At 74.2% G+C, this 17,634-nt stretch carries 13 protein-coding genes; 8 read left to right on the plus strand and 5 right to left on the minus strand.

Translation table 11 applies throughout. The features are described 5' to 3' along the window. Positions 1-437 precede the first annotated feature (437 nt). The 4 genes from ACGF15_RS15265 to ACGF15_RS15280 are packed head-to-tail and all read left to right on the plus strand — an operon-like array spanning position 438 to position 8,672. Complete coding sequence (locus ACGF15_RS15265) at positions 438-2,030, plus strand: TIGR02677 family protein (RefSeq protein WP_392799254.1); 1,593 nt, start codon at positions 438-440, stop codon at positions 2,028-2,030. Beyond that, positions 2,027-3,259 carry a TIGR02678 family protein gene (locus ACGF15_RS15270; RefSeq protein ID WP_392799258.1) on the plus strand — a complete coding sequence of 411 codons (1,233 nt, stop codon included), beginning with the start codon at positions 2,027-2,029 and terminating at the stop codon, positions 3,257-3,259. Before ACGF15_RS15265 ends, ACGF15_RS15270 begins: the two co-directional genes overlap by 4 nt. Further along, positions 3,256-7,371 carry a TIGR02680 family protein gene (locus tag ACGF15_RS15275; RefSeq protein WP_392799261.1) on the plus strand — a complete coding sequence of 1,372 codons (4,116 nt, stop codon included), beginning with the start codon at positions 3,256-3,258 and terminating at the stop codon, positions 7,369-7,371. Before ACGF15_RS15270 ends, ACGF15_RS15275 begins: the two co-directional genes overlap by 4 nt. Then, the gene (locus ACGF15_RS15280) at positions 7,362-8,672 is read left to right on the plus strand and encodes a TIGR02679 family protein (RefSeq protein ID WP_392799264.1); all 1,311 of its coding nucleotides are present in this window, start codon (positions 7,362-7,364) and stop codon (positions 8,670-8,672) included. The genes ACGF15_RS15275 and ACGF15_RS15280 overlap by 10 nt, the downstream gene beginning before the upstream one ends. Before the next feature lie 129 nt (positions 8,673-8,801). Here the strand turns inward: ACGF15_RS15280 and ACGF15_RS15285 are convergent, their stop codons facing one another. The 4 genes from ACGF15_RS15285 to ACGF15_RS15300 form a co-directional block, all read right to left on the minus strand. Next, positions 8,802-9,353 carry a hypothetical protein gene (locus ACGF15_RS15285; protein ID WP_392799267.1) on the minus strand — a complete coding sequence of 184 codons (552 nt, stop codon included), beginning with the start codon at positions 9,351-9,353 and terminating at the stop codon, positions 8,802-8,804. 52 nt (positions 9,354-9,405) lie between these two features. After that, positions 9,406-10,581 (minus strand): radical SAM protein, encoded by a 1,176-nt coding sequence (locus ACGF15_RS15290; protein ID WP_362612944.1) that lies wholly within the window; start codon positions 10,579-10,581, stop codon positions 9,406-9,408. 110 nt (positions 10,582-10,691) lie between these two features. Then, entirely contained in the window at positions 10,692-11,048 is a 357-nt protein-coding gene (locus ACGF15_RS15295) for a hypothetical protein (protein ID WP_345614825.1), read from the minus strand. A 601-nt stretch (positions 11,049-11,649) separates the two neighbouring features. Further along, positions 11,650-12,438, minus strand: a complete 789-nt coding sequence (locus tag ACGF15_RS15300) for an HD domain-containing protein (RefSeq protein WP_392799272.1) — start codon at positions 12,436-12,438, stop codon at positions 11,650-11,652. A 71-nt stretch (positions 12,439-12,509) separates the two neighbouring features. Here ACGF15_RS15300 and ACGF15_RS15305 point away from each other — a divergent pair, with 71 nt between their 5' ends. Further along, the gene (locus ACGF15_RS15305) at positions 12,510-13,559 is read left to right on the plus strand and encodes a GlxA family transcriptional regulator (RefSeq protein WP_392799275.1); all 1,050 of its coding nucleotides are present in this window, start codon (positions 12,510-12,512) and stop codon (positions 13,557-13,559) included. A gap of 46 nt (positions 13,560-13,605) precedes the next feature. Here ACGF15_RS15305 and ACGF15_RS15310 read toward each other — a convergent pair whose 3' ends face one another. Next, complete coding sequence (locus ACGF15_RS15310; RefSeq protein WP_345614822.1) at positions 13,606-14,358, minus strand: GntR family transcriptional regulator; 753 nt, start codon at positions 14,356-14,358, stop codon at positions 13,606-13,608. A 260-nt stretch (positions 14,359-14,618) separates the two neighbouring features. Here ACGF15_RS15310 and ACGF15_RS15315 point away from each other — a divergent pair, with 260 nt between their 5' ends. The 3 genes from ACGF15_RS15315 to ACGF15_RS15325 are packed head-to-tail and all read left to right on the plus strand — an operon-like array spanning position 14,619 to position 17,634. Continuing rightward, on the plus strand, positions 14,619-15,782 hold the full coding sequence (locus ACGF15_RS15315) for an ABC transporter substrate-binding protein (protein ID WP_376426703.1): 1,164 nt from the start codon (positions 14,619-14,621) through the stop codon (positions 15,780-15,782). Continuing rightward, entirely contained in the window at positions 15,782-16,678 is an 897-nt protein-coding gene (locus ACGF15_RS15320; RefSeq protein ID WP_345614821.1) for an ABC transporter permease subunit, read from the plus strand. Before ACGF15_RS15315 ends, ACGF15_RS15320 begins: the two co-directional genes overlap by 1 nt. Next, on the plus strand, positions 16,666-17,634 hold the full coding sequence (locus ACGF15_RS15325) for an ABC transporter permease (RefSeq protein WP_392799280.1): 969 nt from the start codon (positions 16,666-16,668) through the stop codon (positions 17,632-17,634). The genes ACGF15_RS15320 and ACGF15_RS15325 overlap by 13 nt, the downstream gene beginning before the upstream one ends.

Consider the following 17,634-nt stretch of genomic DNA (forward strand, 5'->3'; position numbering starts at 1 on the left):
TTCGGACTGGCCGGTGGTGGACGTGGGCGTCCTTCGATCAGGGGAGGAGCCCCAGGTCCGATCTCAGTAGGCAGAGGGTCGTCTCCGGGCTGTCCCGCGATTCCCGGCGGGCGTGCGACGACGGCCACGGCACCTCGCAGCGCTGTCGAACCGCCCGAATACGCCCGGCAGATCGAGGCCGCCGAGACCGTCCTGGGCGTGGCCGCCGTGGCGCGGAGCGTCGGGTCCGGCCCGCCGTCGGCAGGACGAGAGCGGGCACGGGGGTCCGCGCACCCCGCAGCACCGGGTGGCGGTTCGGAGCAGATCCCTCGCGGGGGAGGGCGGGTTCCCCGGCCCGCAGCCGTCCGGGCCGGATTTCGGGCACTGCGACGGCGTGAATCAGCCAGGCCGTTCGGCCCCTGCTCGCGGGAGAGGCGCCTGGGGGAGAATGGCCGACGATGACCGCACCACCTGCCACCGCCCCGTCCGCTCCCGATCCCGAGCCGGGCGGATTCGGCCCCTTCGCCCACCTCACCGTGCGGAACACCCCGCTCTACCGCCAGCTGATGCGGGTGTTCCTGGTGGCCAAGGAGCGGTTCGCGGTACATCTGCGCCCCGAGGACGTGCACGCCGCCCTTCCGGCGCACGTCCGCCCCGCCGAACCCGAGGCCGTCGTCGCCGCGCTCGACAGGCTCGTCGGCTGGGGCAATCTGCGGGCCGATCCGGACACCACCCGGGTCACCGCCGTCGAGGACTTCTACCGGAAGCGGTTCATCTACCAGCTCACGCGCGAGGGCGAGGCTGCCGAGGAGGCCCTCGCCGCCTACGACGAGGCGCTCGGCCGCCGTGGCGCGCTCCAGGCCGTCGCCCTGCACGACACCGTCACCCATCTGCGCGCCCTGCTCGTCCTGGCCGCCGAGGACGAGACCGACCCGGTCAAGGCGCACCTGGCCCTCGACGCGCTGGCCAGCCGCTTCGCGGCGCTCGCCGACAACGCCCGCGCCTTCATGGGCTCGCTCCAGCGGACCATCGACCTGCACGACGTCGAGGAGGAGGCCTTCCTCGCGTACAAGGACCGGCTCATCCAGTACCTGGAGCGGTTCATCCAGGATCTGATCACCCTGGGCGGGCGGATCGCCCGGCTGATCACGGAGCTGGAGGAGGGGGGAAGGGTCGAGTCCCTGCTGAGGGCCGCCGCCGGGCGGGAGGCCGCCGACGCCTCGCCGGAGGCGGCCGCCGAGGCCGAGCGCGAGGTGTACGCGCGGTGGGCCGCGCGCTGGGCCGGACTCGGCGCCTGGTTCATCAGCAGGGACGGACACGAGTCTCAGGCCCGGCTCCTCCGCGGCCGGGCGCTGGGGGCGATCCCGCAGCTCCTGACGGTCGTACGGGCACTGAACGAGCGGAGGTCGGGGCGCTCGGACCGGTCCGCCGACTTCCGGACCCTGGCGCGCTGGTTCGCCGAGGCACCCGACGACGACGCCCGCCACCGGCTGTGGCGGGCCGCCTTCGGCCTCTATCCGGCCCGGCACCTCACCGTCGACGCCGACACCCTCACCGCCCGCGCGGCGCGGCCCGTCCCCGCCGCCACCCCGTGGGCCGAGGCGGAGCCGCTGCGGATCAGCCCCCAGTTGCGCCGCACCGGGAGCTACGAGCGGCGCGGCAAGCCCCGCAAGGTCGAGGACCGGGAAGAGCGGCGGCGGGCACTCGCCGAGACGGCCGCCAAGCAGGCCGCGGAGACCGCGGCCGCCCGCGCCCGGCTCGTCACCGACGGCGTCACCCGCCTGTCCGGCCTCGGCGAACTCGACCCGACCTCCTTCCGGCTGTTCCTCCACCTGCTCGGAGACGCGCTGGCCACCTGGCGACCCGGGACGAGGCACACCGCGGCCACCAGCAATGACGGCTCCATGGAGATCAGGCTCACCGCGCCCACCGACGGCACCACCGCCGAGATCCGCACGCCGGGCGGAGTCTTCAGCGGCCCGGACCACCTCATCGAGATCGTCGACCTGACGGACGGAGACGAGCCGAGGGACGGAGACCCCGACCGATGACCGCACCGCTCGCCGAGGTGCTGGACGGCCAGCACGCCGCCGACCTGCGCAAAGCCGCGCGCGCCGTGCTGAAGCACCCCCTTCTCCTCGCGCGCGGCCGGCACGCCGACGCGTTCCGTCTCGTCCGCCGGCACGCGCCCGAACTGAGGGCGTGGTTCGATCGCAACACGGGCTGGTCCCTCCAGGTGGACGCGGAGACGGCGCGGTTGCGCAAGATCCCGGGCGTCCTCACCGACCCCACGCACCCGGCCCGGGAGGCGAGTCGGGGCGCCGCCCCGTTCACCCGTCGCCGCTACGTCCTGTTCTGCCTCGCACTCGCCGCCCTCGAACGCGGAGAGGCGCAGATCGCGCTCGGACGCCTCGCCGGCCAGATCGTCCTGGACGCCGCCGATCCCCGACTCGTCGCCGCCGGGATCGAGTTCACCCTGGAACGGCGTGACGCGCGCCTCGACCTCGCCGCCGTCGTACGGCTGCTGCTCGACCTCGGCGTGCTGCGGCGCGTCGCGGGCGAGGAGGAAGCGTACGTCAGTGGGGTGGGCGACGTCCTGTACGACGTGGAACGCCGGGTCCTGGCCGGCCTCCTCGCCGCCCGGCGGGGCCCCTCCACCGTGCGGGCGGACCACGTCGAGGACCGGCTCGCGGAACTCGTCGCGGAAACCGCCCTGGACAGCGACGAGCTGCGCTTCCGCGCCATGCGCCGCTCACTCACCCGCAGGCTCCTCGACGACCCGGTGCTCTACTACGACGACCTGACCGACGCCGAACTCGGCTACCTCACCCGCCAGCGCGGCTTCCTCACCGCCCGGATCACCGAACTGACGGGACTCGTCGCCGAGGTGCGGGCCGAGGGGATCGCGATGGTCGACCCCGACGACGACCTGACCGACCTCCGCATGCCCGAACAGGGCACCCACGGCCATATCACCCTGCTGCTCGCCGAGCATCTCGCCCGGGCCGACGGCCCGGTCACCCTCGGGGCACTGGCCCTCCGCGTCCGCGAACTCGCCTCCGAGCACGGCGGCTTCTGGGCGAAGTCCGCCCGGGAGCCGGGCACGGAGACCGACCTCGTCGAACAGGCCGTCGCCCGGCTCACCGCGCTCGGCCTGGTCTCCCGCACCCCGCACACGGTCGTGGCCCGTCCCGCCCTCGCCCGGTACGCGGTCGGCGAGACCGTCATCCGTGAGCGCGGCTCCACCGATGTGCCCCCGCAGCGAAAGGCCACCTCGTGACCCGCCTCCCCACCCCGCGGCGTACCCGCTGGCAGCCCCTGCGCGTCGGGCTCGTCGACCTGTTCCACTACGACGTGGAGGAGTTCCGCTTCCGGGACGGGCGTCTGCTGCTGCGCGGCAACAACGGCACCGGCAAGTCCAAGGTGCTCGCCCTGACCCTGCCGTTCCTGCTCGACGGCGACCTGAGCCCCCGCCGCGTCGAACCCGACGGCGACCCCGGCAAGCGGATGGAGTGGAACCTGCTTCTCGGAGGCGACCATCCGCACTCCGAACGGCTGGGGTACACGTGGATCGAGTTCGGCAGACTCGACGACACGACGGGCGAGCAGCACTTCCGTACGCTGCTGTGCGGGCTCAAGGCCGTCAGCGGCAGGGGCATCGCCCGCCACTGGTACGCCGTCACGCGCCAGCGCGTCGACCACGGCTCCACCGAGCGCACGGACGGCACCTTCCGGCTGCTCGACGCCACCGGCACGGCCCTGTCCCGGGACCGGCTCGCCGAGGCGGTCGCCGGGCAGGGCATGGTGTACGACCAGGCCAGGTCGTACCGCCGAGCCGTCGACGAAGCGCTCTTCGGCCTCGGAGAGCAGCGGTACGCGGCCCTGGTGGACCTGCTCATCCAGCTGCGCCAGCCGCAGCTCTCCAAGCGGCCCAACGAAGCCGCCCTCTCCCGCGCCCTCACCGAGGCCCTGCCGCCCATGGACCAGGCCGTCATCGCCGACGTGGCCGAGGCGTTCCGCTCCCTGGACGAGGAGAAGGACGAGCTGGTGGCCGCCTCCGTCGCGGAACGGGCCGCCTCCGCCTTCCTGGAGCACTACCGGCGCTATGCCCGCATCGCCACCCGCCGCCGGGCCCGGCTTCCGCGCGCCGAACACTCCCGCTACGAGCGTGTGCAACGGGATCTGGCCGATGCCCAGGAGCGGCGCAGGAGCGCCGAGGAGAAGCGGGCGGCCGCCGAGGAGGAGATCAGCTCCCTGGCGGAGTCCGCGGAACGCCTGCGGGCCCAGGAGAAGGCCCTGCGTGAGGCGCCTGAGATGCGCGACGCGCGGGAACTGGAGCACGCCGCGCGGGCCGTGACGCGAACGGCGCAGGCGGCGGCCCGGGCGCGGGAGGACCGGGAACAGGCGGCGGCCCTGCGCACCAGGGCGCTCGGGCGGCTCGGCGCTGCCGAGAACCGGCTCCACGCCGCGCGGCTCAGGGTCCAAGACGCCTTCGCCCAGGCGCGGGAGCACGCCACTGCCGCGCACGTCACCCTGCCCACGGACGACCAGCTGCCCGAGCCCGGACTGCGGCGCGCAGCCGAGGACGCCGCCCGCCGCGCCGAGCGCTCCCTGGTCCATGTCGAGGGCCTCCTCGAAACGGCCGCACGGGCCGCCGCCGCGCACCGCCGGGCGTCGGGCCGTCTCGACGAGGCCGAGACGGACCTCGCCCTGGCCGCCGAGTCGCACGGTGAGGCGGAGGAGGGCGCCGCGCGGGCCGGGCAGGCACTCCTGGACGACGTACGCGAACGCGCCGGGACCTGGACGGAGCTCGTCCTCTCCGATGAGACCGGGCTTCTCGACGAACTCCAGGAGTGGACTCGCCACCTCGACGGCCCCTACCCGGCACGCGTTCACGCGGCCAGGGCCCATGCCGCCCGCTCGGCGGACCTCGCCGACCAGGCGGCCGAAGCCGCCCGCCGGGCCTCGGATTTGGCGCAGCGCACCGACGAGGCGCGGCGGGAGCTCGCCGCCCTGGAGGCCGGCACCGGACGCGAGCCCCAGCCGCCCGCAACCCGCACCGCCGGCCTGCGGGAGCAGTTGCCGGGAGCCCCGCTCTGGCGTCTGGTCGACTTCCGTGACCACCTGCCCGAACCCGGGCGAGCGGGGCTCGAGGCGGCGCTCGAGGCATCCGGCCTCCTCGATGCGTGGGTGCTCCCCGACGGCTCCGCCCTCGCCGTGAACGGGCATGACGTCCTGCTCTCCCCGTCGAACGGACCGGTGAGCGGCCCCTCACTGGCCGACGTGCTCCGACCGGCCGTGGACCACGCAGACGCCCGGGCCGCGACCCTGGGCGAAGCGACCGTGCACGGGCTGCTCGCCACCGTCGGCCTGGACAGCGGGGGAGCGGCCGGGACTTGGGTGGCAGTCGACGGACGCTTCCGTGTCGGCGCGCTCACCGGCACGTGGGCCAAGCCCGCCGCCGCGTACATCGGTGAAGGCGCGCGTGAGGCGGCGCGGAGGGCCCGCGTCGCCGTGCTCGGCACCGAACTCGCCCTCCTGCGGGATGAGGCGGAGCGTGTCGCGACCCGCTCCGAAGAGATCGCGGACCGGCGTGGAAGACTCGACGCCGAACTCGCCTCCATCCCCGACGAGTCGCCGCTCACCCGGGCATACGCGTTCGTGAGCGCTGCTGCCGACACCGTACGCAGGGCCCGCACGCGGTGCGGGGAACGCGCCGCCGAGCTGACCGAGGCGGCCGGGCAGGCCGAGCGTGGCGCCGCCGAACTCACCGAGACCGCCGCCGATCTGGGACTTCCCCCCGACCGGGCCGGACTCGCCTCCGTACGCCACGCCCTGGGCTCTCTCACCGCCGCGCTGGCCGCCCTGTGGCCGGCGGTGCGAGAGCAGGGCGAGACCGCACGCCAGGTGGACGACGAGCGCGCCGAGGCGGCCGACGCGGAGCAGCGGGCCACCGACCGTGCCCAGCGGGCCGACGACGCGGAGCGCGAGGCGGCAGCGGCGGACCAGCGCCACCTGACCCTGCGCTCCACCGTCGGAGCGGCAGTCGCCGAACTCGAACGGCGACTCGCCGAGACCACCGGGGCACAGCGGACCTGCGAGGCAGACCAGAAGACCGCCCGACGAAGGCACGCGGAAGCGGACCGGGAGGCCGGGCGTGCCGAGGGGCGGATCGAGCAGCTGGAGAAGGACCTCACGGAGACCGTGGGGGCACGCGCCGAGGCCATCGACGCGCTCCGGCGCTTCACGGCCACCGGCCTGGTCGGGGTCGCGCTGCCCGAACTCGCGGTCCCCGCCGGGGACGACAGCCCCTGGGCCGCCACCCCGGCCATCACGCTCGCCCGCGCCATCGAGACCGGACTCTCCTCGGTCGACGACACGGACGCCGCCTGGGAACGCGTCCAGCGTCGGCTCAGCGAGGAACTCAAGACCCTTCAGGACACCCTGTCCCGGCACGGGCACAGCGCCTCCGCGCGCATGGTCGAGGACGGCATGGTCGTCGACATCGTCTACCAGGGCCGCGACCGGGCCGTTCCCGAACTCGCCGCAGCGCTCGCCGCGGAGGTCGGCGAACTCACCCGCATCCTGTCCGCGCACGAACGGGAGATCCTCGAAACCCATCTGATCAACGAAGTGGCCGGTACCCTCCAGGAACTCATCGGCACCGCGGAACGCCGGGTGCGGGACATGAACACCGAACTGGAGGACCGCCCCACCTCCACCGGCATGAAGCTCCGCCTGGTGTGGCGGCCCTCGCGCAAGGCCCCACCCGGACTCGCCCAGGCCCGGGAGCGGCTGCGCCAGTCCGCCGACGCGTGGACCGCCGAGGACCGTACCGCGGTCGGGGAGTTCCTCCAGGCCCAGATCGCCCGCCAGCAGTCCGACGACGGTTCGGGCAGCTGGCTCGAACACCTCACCGCCGCGCTGGACTACCGCTCCTGGCACGAGTTCGGCGTCGAACGCCACCAGCACGGGCGCTGGGTCCCGGCCACCGGCCCCGCCTCCGGCGGCGAACGCGTCCTCGCCGTCTCCGTGCCGCTGTTCGCCGCCGCCTCCTCGCACTACGCCAGCGCGAGCAGCCCGCACGCGCCCCGCCTGGTCACCCTGGACGAGGCGTTCGCGGGGGTGGACGACGACTCGCGCGCCAAGTGCCTCGGCCTGCTGCGGGCCTTCGACCTCGACGTGGTGATGACCAGCGAACGGGAATGGGCCTGCTACCCGCAGGTGCCCGGCATCGCCATCGCCCAGCTGTCCCGGATCGACGACGTGGCGGCGGTCCTCGTCACCCGCTGGGAGTGGGACGGCACGAGGCGGCACCGCCGGGACGAGCCCGCACGCCATCCGGCATCGGACGCTGCGGGCCGCCCGGAACGGGAGCCACTGTGGGGCTGACCCACGACGGGCCGGCAGCGCCCGGTGCCGGCCCGGAGCCCGTCCTGCACGGCACGGTCGACATGCCCCGACTGCGCCGCCTCCTGGGCGTGCCGGAACTCGAGTGGCTTGTCGAGCGGGTACGCGGCCGGCTCGTCGCCGGGCAGCCCCTGACCGGTGCGGTGTCCCTGGCCGACCCCACTGCCGGCCAGCGGTCCGCGGTCGAACGGCTGCTTGCCAGAGCGCCTGGGGGCGGCCGGTCCCTCACGGTACGGCTGGAGGCGGTCGCCGCCGTGCTGTCCCGGTCCGGCGTCAGCCCCAACGGTCTCGCCGCCGCCGTCACGGCGCTCACCGGCCCCGTCACCCCGCTCGCCCGGATCAGGGCCGAGGAGGAAGCCGCCTGGGACCGGGCGCACACACCCCTCGACGCGCTGGTACGGGACCGGCCCGAACTCGCCGCCTGGGCCGCGAGGGTACGGGCGGACGGCCTTGCCCGGCGCCTGGGCCGTACCCCTGACTCCGTACACACCCTGCTCACGGGTGTCTGCGCCGGTCTTCGTGCGCTTCCGGCCGACCCCGCCGTCTCGCTGGCCGCCTTCGCCGCCCGGGTCCTCGGCTCGGCCCACGCACTGGACGACGGCACCCCCGAGGCGACCCTCACGCTGTCGGGGATCCGCGCCCTGACGGGGTTCGCCGACGGAAGCGGTGCCGAGTGGCGGCGGGAGGTCTGGGCGTCGGCAGGCGTGCTGAAGGACGAACTCTCCTCGACGGTCCTCACCCTGAGCCTGCGGGGGACCCCCGCCCTGGACTGGACGGCCGGCCAGGGCGAACCGGCTGTCCTGACGCTTCGGCAGCTCACCCGACGGCCTTTCTCCGTGGCCTCCCCCGTGGTACGGATCTGCGAGAACCCGACCGTCCTCGCCGCGGCGGCCGACGCCCTCGGCCCCGACTGCCCGCCCCTGGTCTGCCTTCAGGGCCAGCCCTCGGCCGCCGCACTCGCCCTGCTGCGCCACCTGCACGGCAACGGCTCGGCCCTCCACTACCACGGCGACTTCGACTGGGGCGGGCTCCGGATCGCCGGCGCCCTGCTGCGCCGGGTCCCGTGGCGTCCCTGGCGGTACTCCGCCGCCGACTACCGCGCCGCCCTGGCCGTGAGCGACCCGCAGCTCCCGCCCCGGCCGCTCACCGGCGTCCGGACGGACTCGCCGTGGGATCCCGACCTCGCCGGCGCCCTCGCGGAGGCCGGTATCCGGGTCGAGGAGGAGCGGGAGCTGGACCTGCTGCTGGCCGACCTGGGAGGAGCACCGCGGGGCGGTCCCTGAGGCCTGTGGCCTCCGGGGCCCGGGGCGGACCGGTACGCGGGCGCCAGCCGCGGTCGCCCCACCGGACGGCCCCGGCGGAGCCGGTCGCCGCAGGGCGACCGGTGGGGCACCCGGGGGCCCTGGCGCTCGTCAGGGCCCGTCCCGCCCGCCGGACAGTCCGACCCGCACGGAGCGGGGATGTGTGAGCGCCGCCCGGACGATCCGTTCGAGCGTCCCCCGGTGCACGGCCACCTTCAGCAGCGACCGGCGGGACTCGCCCCCGGCCGACGTCCAGTGGTGCACCAGCACCAGCAGACCGCTGCGTACGGCGGCCGAGAGACCCGCGGCGTGGCGGGCGGGGTCGACCGCCACCCGCAGGACGCGCTGCCCGGGGCCGTCCTCCGCGTCGGGTCGGGCATCGGCCGAGGGCGCCTCCTCGGTGACGGTGATGCCGACGTAGCCGTTGCCCGAGCTGTGGACGAACAGGGTCACCGCCGTGTCCAGGACGGTCCCCGTCCGGCGCATGCCCCGTGCCACGGCCGCGGCGCCGGGCCGGCCCGCCAGGTCCACGTGCAGGAAGGGCAGGCGCTCCTCCCCGCCGCCCGGCATGGGCTCCAGGGTGACGGCGAGCAGCGGTGCCGTGTCGCCGAACGGCGGGTCGGGCACCGGCGAGCGCGGGCCGTCCGCCGCGGAGACCGTCACGGCGAAGCCCTCGGGGGGCCCTCGGCGGTCGCTCCCACCTCCCGGCACGGGGTCAGGCGACGGGGTCGACGGCGGGCGCGGGGGCGGTCGCGACGCGTCCGTCGCCGTCCAGGACGCCACTGGAGCGCAGCCGGTCCTCGATGTGCTGGAGCACGGCCCGGTCGACGTCGCACACACCGATGCCGTCGACCTCGGTGTGCACGTTGTCGCGGTTGTTGGCGATCGCCGCGCCCGAACAGGCCCCGAAGTACTTGCAGTTCAGGCAGTTCGCGGCCATCCGGGTCTCGGCCGCCCGGGCGGAGGCGTCGAAGCGCGGGCCGGAGAGCAGCTCCCCCAGCGGGGTGGTGAAGATGTTGCCCAGCGACGCCTGGAGGTCCTCGTACGGATCGCCGTAGGCGTAGACGTCCCCGGGGGTGTTCACGACGATGACCGGCAGCCATTCGCGCTGGTTGAAGTAGGAGCGCGGCGCCTTCGGGTCGAGGTGGCGCAGCACGATCTGCAACTGGTGGTCCAGCGGGGACACCTGCACCGGGTTGTCGCTGCAGAGCCAGAGGTCGGCGAGTTCGTTCAGGGCGGAGACGATCTCGGGCACGGTGATGTCGTACGCCTCGTGCTGGTCGGCGTAGGCGCCTTCGAAGAGGGGCAGGACCCGGAACCCGAGTCCGGCCTTCTCGTAGAAGGAGAAGGTGTCCTTCACCCGGCCCAGGTTCTTCCTGGTCAGCACGGTGATGCAGCCGAAGGGGACTCCCTCGGAGCGCAGGCGCTCCATATGGGACACGACCTTGGCCTGCTGGTCCCGGCCCGCGATGTTGACGCGCAGGCCGCTGAAGAGGTCCAGGGATACGCCGACGTTGTCGAATCCGTCGCGGAGCAGCCGGAGCCGTTCGTCGTCGAGGAGGGTGAGGTTGGTCTGCACGGTGTTGCTCACCCGCAGGGAGTCCCCGAAGACGGCCCGCTGGTCCTCCAGGGTGCGCCAGTAGTAGTCCGGTTCGATCATCAGCGGTTCCCCGCCGTGCCAGACGATGTGCAGGTGCGTGCGGGCCCCGTCCTCCTGGTCCTTGCCGACGTAGTAGTCGCGCAGATGGACGTACATCCGGTGCAACTGCTCCCGGCTCATCCGCTCGCGCCGGTCGAGCTCGGCGAACTCGTAGCAGTAGGTGCACCTCAGATTGCAGAACTTGGACACCTTGGTGACGAACTGGACCTGTCTGGTGGGTTCCTGTGCCATCCTCGGGCCTCCCGGGCGCCTGTGACTCGATGCTGCGGGGAGACCGGATGCGGCCCGGGCCGCGCTGGTCCGCATCCGGTGGAGCCGGTGGCGGGCACCGGCTGCGGGCGTCAGGACAGCTCGTCGAGAATCCTGCTCAGCGGCGCGGCGGCGGTGGCACCGGCCTCGCCCGCGGTGTGCGGCTGGAGGAACGGCTTGCCGTACTGCAGGTAGGGCGGGTTGATGACCTCGTTGTAGGTCTCGTTGTACGTCTGGTTGTGCTGGCCGAACAGGCCGTCGGCGGACACCGCCTCCTGGTCGGCCTGCACCGCCTGGGCGAGCGCGGTACGCGCCGACTCGGAGACGGTGACCGTCCCGGCGGTGCCGGTCGCCGCCTGGGCCGCGCCGCCGACGAACACGGGCGTGCTCAGCCCGGCGGCGATCGCCGCCAGATAGGCGAGATAGCGCTTGGAGTCCCCTGCTCTCATGTCCTGCTCCTTCGTTGGGGGAAGCGCACCCCCGGATACGAGGAAGGAGGCCGCACACGGCGCCCGGAGGGCGGGTGCGGGCACGAGTCCGTATCACGGCGGTGCACGTACCAGGTGGTCGAATGGCGGGAGATTCCCTGCCCGTTGCATCCTCGTCCGGCGGGGCGAGAACGCGGGCATGTCATTTCCCCGGAACCAAGGGGTAGAGCGAACGCGCATGACACTGGGGTTTATTGAAACCTCATGCATCCGGGCGGTCAACAGGGGGTGCTGTGCTGTTTCGGGCTCCGGCCGTTTTGTTGGTGGTTCGGCCCTTGTGAACGCTTCGGCGGAGCGCATTCGGCGAAGCGTTTTCGCCATGGTGCCGGATTTCACGGGATCGACTTTCGGTCAGGGGGCGAAAAGGCCGTGTGAGGGGCGCGGAGACGGGCCAGTACCCGGAGGGGCGTTCCCCGAACCCGACGAGGAATCGCCTTCCGCCCCGGCGTCGACGTCTCCGCCGGCAGCGGTGACGGTGGCCGGGGGAGGGGCGGAAGCCCCGTCCCCCGGGCTGCCGGCGGGGACGGGGCCCGGGTCTCACGGGAGCCCTCCCCGCGCCGGTTCAGGTTCCCGGCCGTGACGGGGCCGCCGTGCCGCCCGCGTCCGCCGGAGCCTGCGGTGCGCCTGCCGGTGCGGAGGGTGCCGCGGGCGGGCGGTCGCCCCAGGGCGAGGCCCTGACGAGATCGTGCCACCCCGGCACGGCTCCCGGCGGGAGATGGCCGCGCAGCACCTGCCCCGGGAAGGACAGCGGCCCGGCCTTGGCGGGGTCGGCGAGAGCCTGGTCCACGATCAGACCGGTGATGGCCCAGGCGAGACCGTCGCGCGGATACGCCGCGACCACCTGCTCCAGCACCGCCGCGGGCAGCCGTTCCCGGCCGCGCCCGAGGACGTCCAGCGCGATGCCGTCGTGGGCCACCGCCACCTCGGGCCCCATCCGCGAGGCGATGCCCTCCGAGGTGTGCAGCGCGACCACCTGCCAGACCACCCGGGCCGCCTCCTCGTCCGCCCCCCGCTCCCTGAGGAAGCGGGCGGCGAAGTCGGCGCCCTCCACCTCGAACCGCTGGTGGCCCGAGGCGGCCGCGGTCAGCCCCACGTCGTGCAGGATGCAGCCGAGGAGGACCAGTTCGTCGTCGTAGTCGGCGCCGGGAGCCAGGCCCCCGGCCTCCGCCAGGGCCCGCGCGAAGAGGTAGCTGCGGACGCTGTGCGCGTACAGGAAGGCCGGTTCGGTCTCCCGTGCGAACTGCAGGGCGCTGCGGGCCAGGGCGCTCAGCGGCGGGAGTTCCGCCGCGGGGTGCGGGGCGGCCGGGGATGTCCCGGCGGCGGACGGTCCTTCTTCGGTCTTCGGAGTCATGCCCCGATCCTCCGGGCCTTTGCCAGGACCCGGCCAGTGGCGAGAACGACGCGGTGCGCTAAGTTCCCGCCATGAGCCACGCCGTCCGTGCCGCCCCCGTGACCCGTGCCGCCCCTGCGGCCGCGCCCGCCGCCCGTGCCGCCGCGCCGGAGGTCGTCGCCGTCCTCGCCCTCGACGGGGTCCTCCCCTTCGAGCTGTCCCTGCCCGGCCAGGTCCTCGGGACGGCGAACGAGGTGGCCCGGGCGCCCCGCTACGAGGTACGGGTGTGCGCGCCCGGCCGCAGGGTGCGCACCTCCGCCGTGCACGGCGGTTTCGCCCTCGCCGCCGACTGGGACCTCGACGCCCTGGCGGAGGCGGACACCGTGGTGGTGCCCGCGGGTGCGGGCTCCCTCGATCCGCCGGACCGGGCGGTGGTCCGCGAGTTGACCGACGCGTACGACCGCGGCGCCCGGCTCGCCTCCCTGTGCGTCGGCGCGTTCACCCTCGCGGCGACCGGGGTGCTGGACGGACGGAGGGCCACCACCCACTGGCGGTACGCGGCCGAACTCTCCGGGCGCCACCCCCGGGTGGAGGTCGACGGCTCGGTGCTCTTCGTCGAGGACGGCCCGGTGGTCACCTCGGCCGGTGTCGCCGCCGGTCTGGACCTCTGCCTGCACCTGGTCCGCCGGGACCTGGGCGCGGACCGGGCCGCCGCGACCGCCCGCCGCACCGTGATGCCCCTGCAACGCGAGGGAGGGCAGGCGCAGTTCATCGAGCAGCCGCTGCCCCCGGCGGGGGAGGCGGGTCTGGGGCCGACGCTGGTCTGGATGGAGGAGAACCTGCACCGGCTCCTGACCCTCGACGAGATCGCCGCCCACGCCGCCGTGAGCCCCCGGACGTTGAACCGGCGGTTCCGCGCGGGGACCGGTACCGCCCCGCTCCAGTGGCTGCTCGCCGCCCGGGTGCGCCGGGCCCGGGAGCTGCTGGAGACCACGGCCCTCTCGGTCGAACAGGTGGCCGTCGCCGCCGGTTTCGGGTCGGCCGTCACGCTGCGCCATCACTTCGGGCGCCGCGTGGGGACCTCCCCCCACGCCTACCGGGGCGCCTTCAGGGCGGGGCCCGGCACGGCCGCCGACTCCTGACGGCCCCCGCCGCCCCGGCACGGGGCCGCACCGGCGGGAGCGCCGCTCAGACGGCCCGGTCGCCGATCCGCCGTCCCAGCGGCGCAGCGGCCGCGGAGTTGCTGGTGCTGAAGGTGACGCTGCCCGGGCGGTAGCGGTCGTCGCTCCACTCGATGGCCCGGCCGCCCTGGTCGAGGCTGACGTGGCGCTGCCGGAGCAGCGGGCTGCCGCGGCGGACGCCCAGCAGGTGCGCGTCCTGGCCGCCCGCCGCGACGGCGTCGATCAGGTGCTCCCCGTACTGGGCGACGATGCCCGCGTCCCGTGCCAGGCTGTCCATGATCGACACGCACTCCTCCGGCAGCGCCTCCACCGCGGGTGCGGCCCACTGCGCGTACGCGGTGCGCTCCAGCATGGTCGGCTCGCCGTCGAGGTGGCGCACCCGCAGGACGTGCAGGATCTCGCTGCCCTCGGGTACGCCCAGCCCCTCGGCCTCCTCGGGGCCGGCGGGCCGCCGCGCCCGGAGCAGGATGCGGCTCGTGACCGCGAGGCCGAGCCCGTGGGCCCACTGGGCGAAGCTGTTCAGTTCCGCGAAGCTGTGCCGCCGCTCCCGGCTGAGGACGATGCGGCGGGCGCCCTGGCGGGAGCCGACCAGGCCCTCCGAGGTCAGCAGGGCCACGGCCTGCCGGACCGTTCCGCGCGAGGCGCCCCAGCGGGTCATCAGCGCGCTCTCGGACGGCAGCCGGCCCCCGACGGGCAGCTCGCCGCCGAGTATCGCCTGCCGGAGGGTCTCGGCGATCTCCAGATAGCGCGCGGTGCCCACGTGTCCCTCCGTGACGGTGTACGCGGCCGGTCGCGCTCGGTGGCCGTCGGGCCACCCACTCTAACCCGGCGGGCCCTGCGCCGGTCCTCGTATCCCCGGCCAACTGCCCTCCGTTCACCTGTACTTCACCGGACACGGAGCTTCGTCGAGCGATCGTCGGCCGGTCATGCCCCGTTCACCTTCCGGACGGCGGGGCCGGGCGAAGTGGGTTCCGACTTGTTCAGACAAGTGATCGCACCCTCTCGCCTCAGGAGCCTTCCGTGCCCAGACCGCTCGCCCGCCGCGCCGCCGCCGTGCTCGGCGCCACCGCACTGACCGTCCTCACCGCCGCCTGCGGCGCCGCCCCCGACGCGGACCCCGCCGCCAAGGCCGCCGACGGCGGGGCCTCCGCCGGAAGCGCCACCTCCGCGTCCGAGTTCGGCGGCATGGACAAGCTGGTCGCCGCGGCCGAGAAGGAAGGGGCGCTCAACGTGATCGCGCTGCCGCCGGACTGGGCCAACTACGGCGAGGTCATCGCGGCCTTCGAGGCCAAGTACCCCGAGATCGAGGTCAAGAGCGAGAACCCGGACGCCTCCAGCGCCGACGAGATCGCCGCCGTGAAGTCCCGCAAGGGCCAGGACCGCGCCCCCGACGTCCTGGACCTGGGCATCGCCTTCGCCCGCAGCGGCGCGGAGGAGGGGCTCTTCGCCCCGTACAAGGTCGCCGCGTGGGACAGCATCCCCGACACCCAGAAGGACGCCGACGGCCGCTGGTACAACGACTACGGCGGCTACGTCTCCATCGGCTGCGACGCCGCGCGCATCAAGGTCTGCCCGGAGACCTTCGCGGACCTGCTCAAGCCCGAGTACAAGGGCAAGGTCGCCCTCAACGGCAACCCCACCAAGTCCGGTTCCGCCTTCGGCGGTGTCTTCGCGGCCGCCCTGGCCAACAAGGGCTCCTTCGCCGACATCCAGCCCGGCATCGACTTCTTCGGGGAGCTGAAGAAGAACGGCAACTTCATCCCCGTGGAGTCCACCCCGGCCACCGTCGAGAAGGGCGAGACCCCCATCTCCGTCGACTGGGACTACCTCAACGCCGGCTACGCCGACCAGTTCCGCTCCAAGGGCGTGGACTGGAAGGTCGCCGTCCCCTCCGACGGCGTCTACGCCCAGTTCTACTCCCAGGCCGTCAACAAGGACGCCCCCCACCCCGCGGCCGCCCGCCTGTGGATGGAGTTCCTCTACAGCCCCGAGGGCCAGAACCTGTGGCTGAAGGGCTACGCCCGCCCGGTGCTGCTGCCCGCCATGACCGAGGACGGCACCGTCGACAAGGACGCCGTCACCAAGCTCCCCGCCGTCGAGGGCACCCCCTCCTTCCCGGCCCCGGCCGAGCTCGACACGGCCAAGGCGACGCTCGCCGAGAAGTGGGACAAGGCCGTCTCCTGATGCCCGTCCCCACCACCTCCCGCCAGGGAACCGCCGGCGGCACCCGCCGCCGGCGGCGCGGGCCGCGCACCTGGCTCGCCGCCGCTCCCCTCCTGGCCTTCGCCGCACTCTGCTTCGGCATCCCGCTGGGTGCCCTGGTGCACGGCGCCTTCACCCGGACCGACCCCGCCACCGGGAGCACCACGCTCACCGGCGACCACCTCGCACGCTCCCTGGAAGGCCCCTACCTGGGCGCACTCCTCGGCAGCGTCCGGCTCTCCGCCCTGACCGCCCTGGTCGCAGCGGTCCTCGGGGTGCTCGTCGCCCAGGCCGTGGTCACCTCACGCTCCCGGGCCCTGCGCAGCGCGGCCCTGACCGCCTCCGGGGTGCTCGCCAACTTCGGCGGAGTCCCGCTCGCCTTCGCCTTCATCGCCACCGCCGGCATCTCCGGTGTGGTCACCCAGCTGGCCGACCTCACCGACCTGGGCTGGAACCTGTACTCCTTCACCGGGCTCGCCGTGGTCTACCTGTACTTCCTGATCCCCCTCATGGTCCTGGTGACCGTGCCTGCCCTCGACGGGCTCCGCCCCCGCTGGCGGGAGGCCGCGCAGAACTGCGGTGCCACCGCCTGGCAGTTCTGGCGCCACATCGGGCTGCCGGTCCTGGCGCCGTCCCTGCTCGGCGGAGTCGTGCTGCTCTTCGGTACGGCCTTCGCCGCCCACGCCACCGCGGCCGCACTCGTCGGCGGGTCCGTGCCGCTGGTCACCCTCAAGATCGCGGACGCGCTGTCCGGGAACGTGCTGACCGGACAGGAGAACGTGGCGCTCGCCCTCGGACTCGACATGATCCTCATCGCCGGCCTGGTGATGGCCGTCTACCTCCCCCTCCAGCGACGGAGCGCCCGATGGCTGCGCTGACCCCCGCCCCCGCCACCCCGCCGGCCGCCGGGGCGCCCGCACCCGCCCGGGCGCAGCCCGTCCCGCAGGGGCCGGCGCCCGTGCCGGACGGAGCACCGGAGAGGCGCCCCCGCACCGGACGCCGACGGCCCCGGGTCTGGCGCGGCGCCGTCCTCGGCCTGGCCGGCGTCTACTTCCTGCTGCCGCTGGTCTCCTCGTTCGTCTTCACCGTCCACACCCCGGGACAGGGCGTCTCCTTCGCCGCCTACACCGACCTGCTGTCCGCCGAGGGCTTCACCGAGAGCCTGCTGCTCTCACTCGGCCTGGCCGCCGCGACCATCGCGGCGTCGCTGCTGCTGGCGGTGCCCGCGCTCGTCGCCGTGCGCCTGGGGTCGCCGCGGCTGCGCCCCGTGGTGGAAGTGGTCTGCATGATGCCGCTCGTGGTCCCGCCCATCGCCCTGGTCACCGGCATCGCCACGGTGCTGCGCTGGGGCCCGGAGCACCTGGCCGCCACGCCCTTCTACCAGACCTTCATCGCGGTGCAGAACGAAGCGTTCCCCCTCGTCCTGGTCCTCGCCTACACCGTGCTGGCGCTGCCCTTCGTGTACCGGTCCCTGGACGCGGGCCTGAGGGCCCTGGACGTCCCCACCCTCGTGGAGGCGGCCCGCGACTGCGGGGCCTCCTGGCCGCAGGCCGTCGTCCGGGTCCTGCTGCCCAATCTGCGGTCCTCCCTCACGGGTGCCGCCTTCCTGACGCTCGCCCTCGTCCTCGGCGAGTTCACCATCGCCTCACTGCTCGGCTTCCGGCCCTTCGCCGTGTGGATCGTGACGATCTCCGGAGCGCAGGCCCGGATGTCCGTCGCCGTCTCCATCCTCAGCCTCGCCCTCACCTGGGCCCTGCTGCTGCTCCTCTCCCGCGCCGGCTCCGCAGCCGGCGCGGGAGAGGGAGCGGCGCCGGCCGCCCCTAAGGAGTCCTGA

Source organism: Streptomyces sp. NPDC048001 (genome assembly GCF_043203115.1).
Classification (GTDB): Bacteria; Actinomycetota; Actinomycetes; order Streptomycetales; family Streptomycetaceae; genus Streptomyces; species Streptomyces sanyensis.

Coding starts and splice junctions, on each gene's coding strand:
- ACGF15_RS15265 (WP_392799254.1), top strand. CDS start 438: ATGACCGCACCACCTGCCACCGCCCCGTCCGCTCCCGATCCCGAGCCG.
- ACGF15_RS15270 (WP_392799258.1), top strand. CDS start 2,027: ATGACCGCACCGCTCGCCGAGGTGCTGGACGGCCAGCACGCCGCCGAC.
- ACGF15_RS15290 (WP_362612944.1), bottom strand. CDS start 10,581: ATGGCACAGGAACCCACCAGACAGGTCCAGTTCGTCACCAAGGTGTCC.
- ACGF15_RS15295 (WP_345614825.1), bottom strand. CDS start 11,048: ATGAGAGCAGGGGACTCCAAGCGCTATCTCGCCTATCTGGCGGCGATC.
- ACGF15_RS15300 (WP_392799272.1), bottom strand. CDS start 12,438: ATGACTCCGAAGACCGAAGAAGGACCGTCCGCCGCCGGGACATCCCCG.
- ACGF15_RS15305 (WP_392799275.1), top strand. CDS start 12,510: ATGAGCCACGCCGTCCGTGCCGCCCCCGTGACCCGTGCCGCCCCTGCG.
- ACGF15_RS15320 (WP_345614821.1), top strand. CDS start 15,782: ATGCCCGTCCCCACCACCTCCCGCCAGGGAACCGCCGGCGGCACCCGC.
- ACGF15_RS15325 (WP_392799280.1), top strand. CDS start 16,666: ATGGCTGCGCTGACCCCCGCCCCCGCCACCCCGCCGGCCGCCGGGGCG.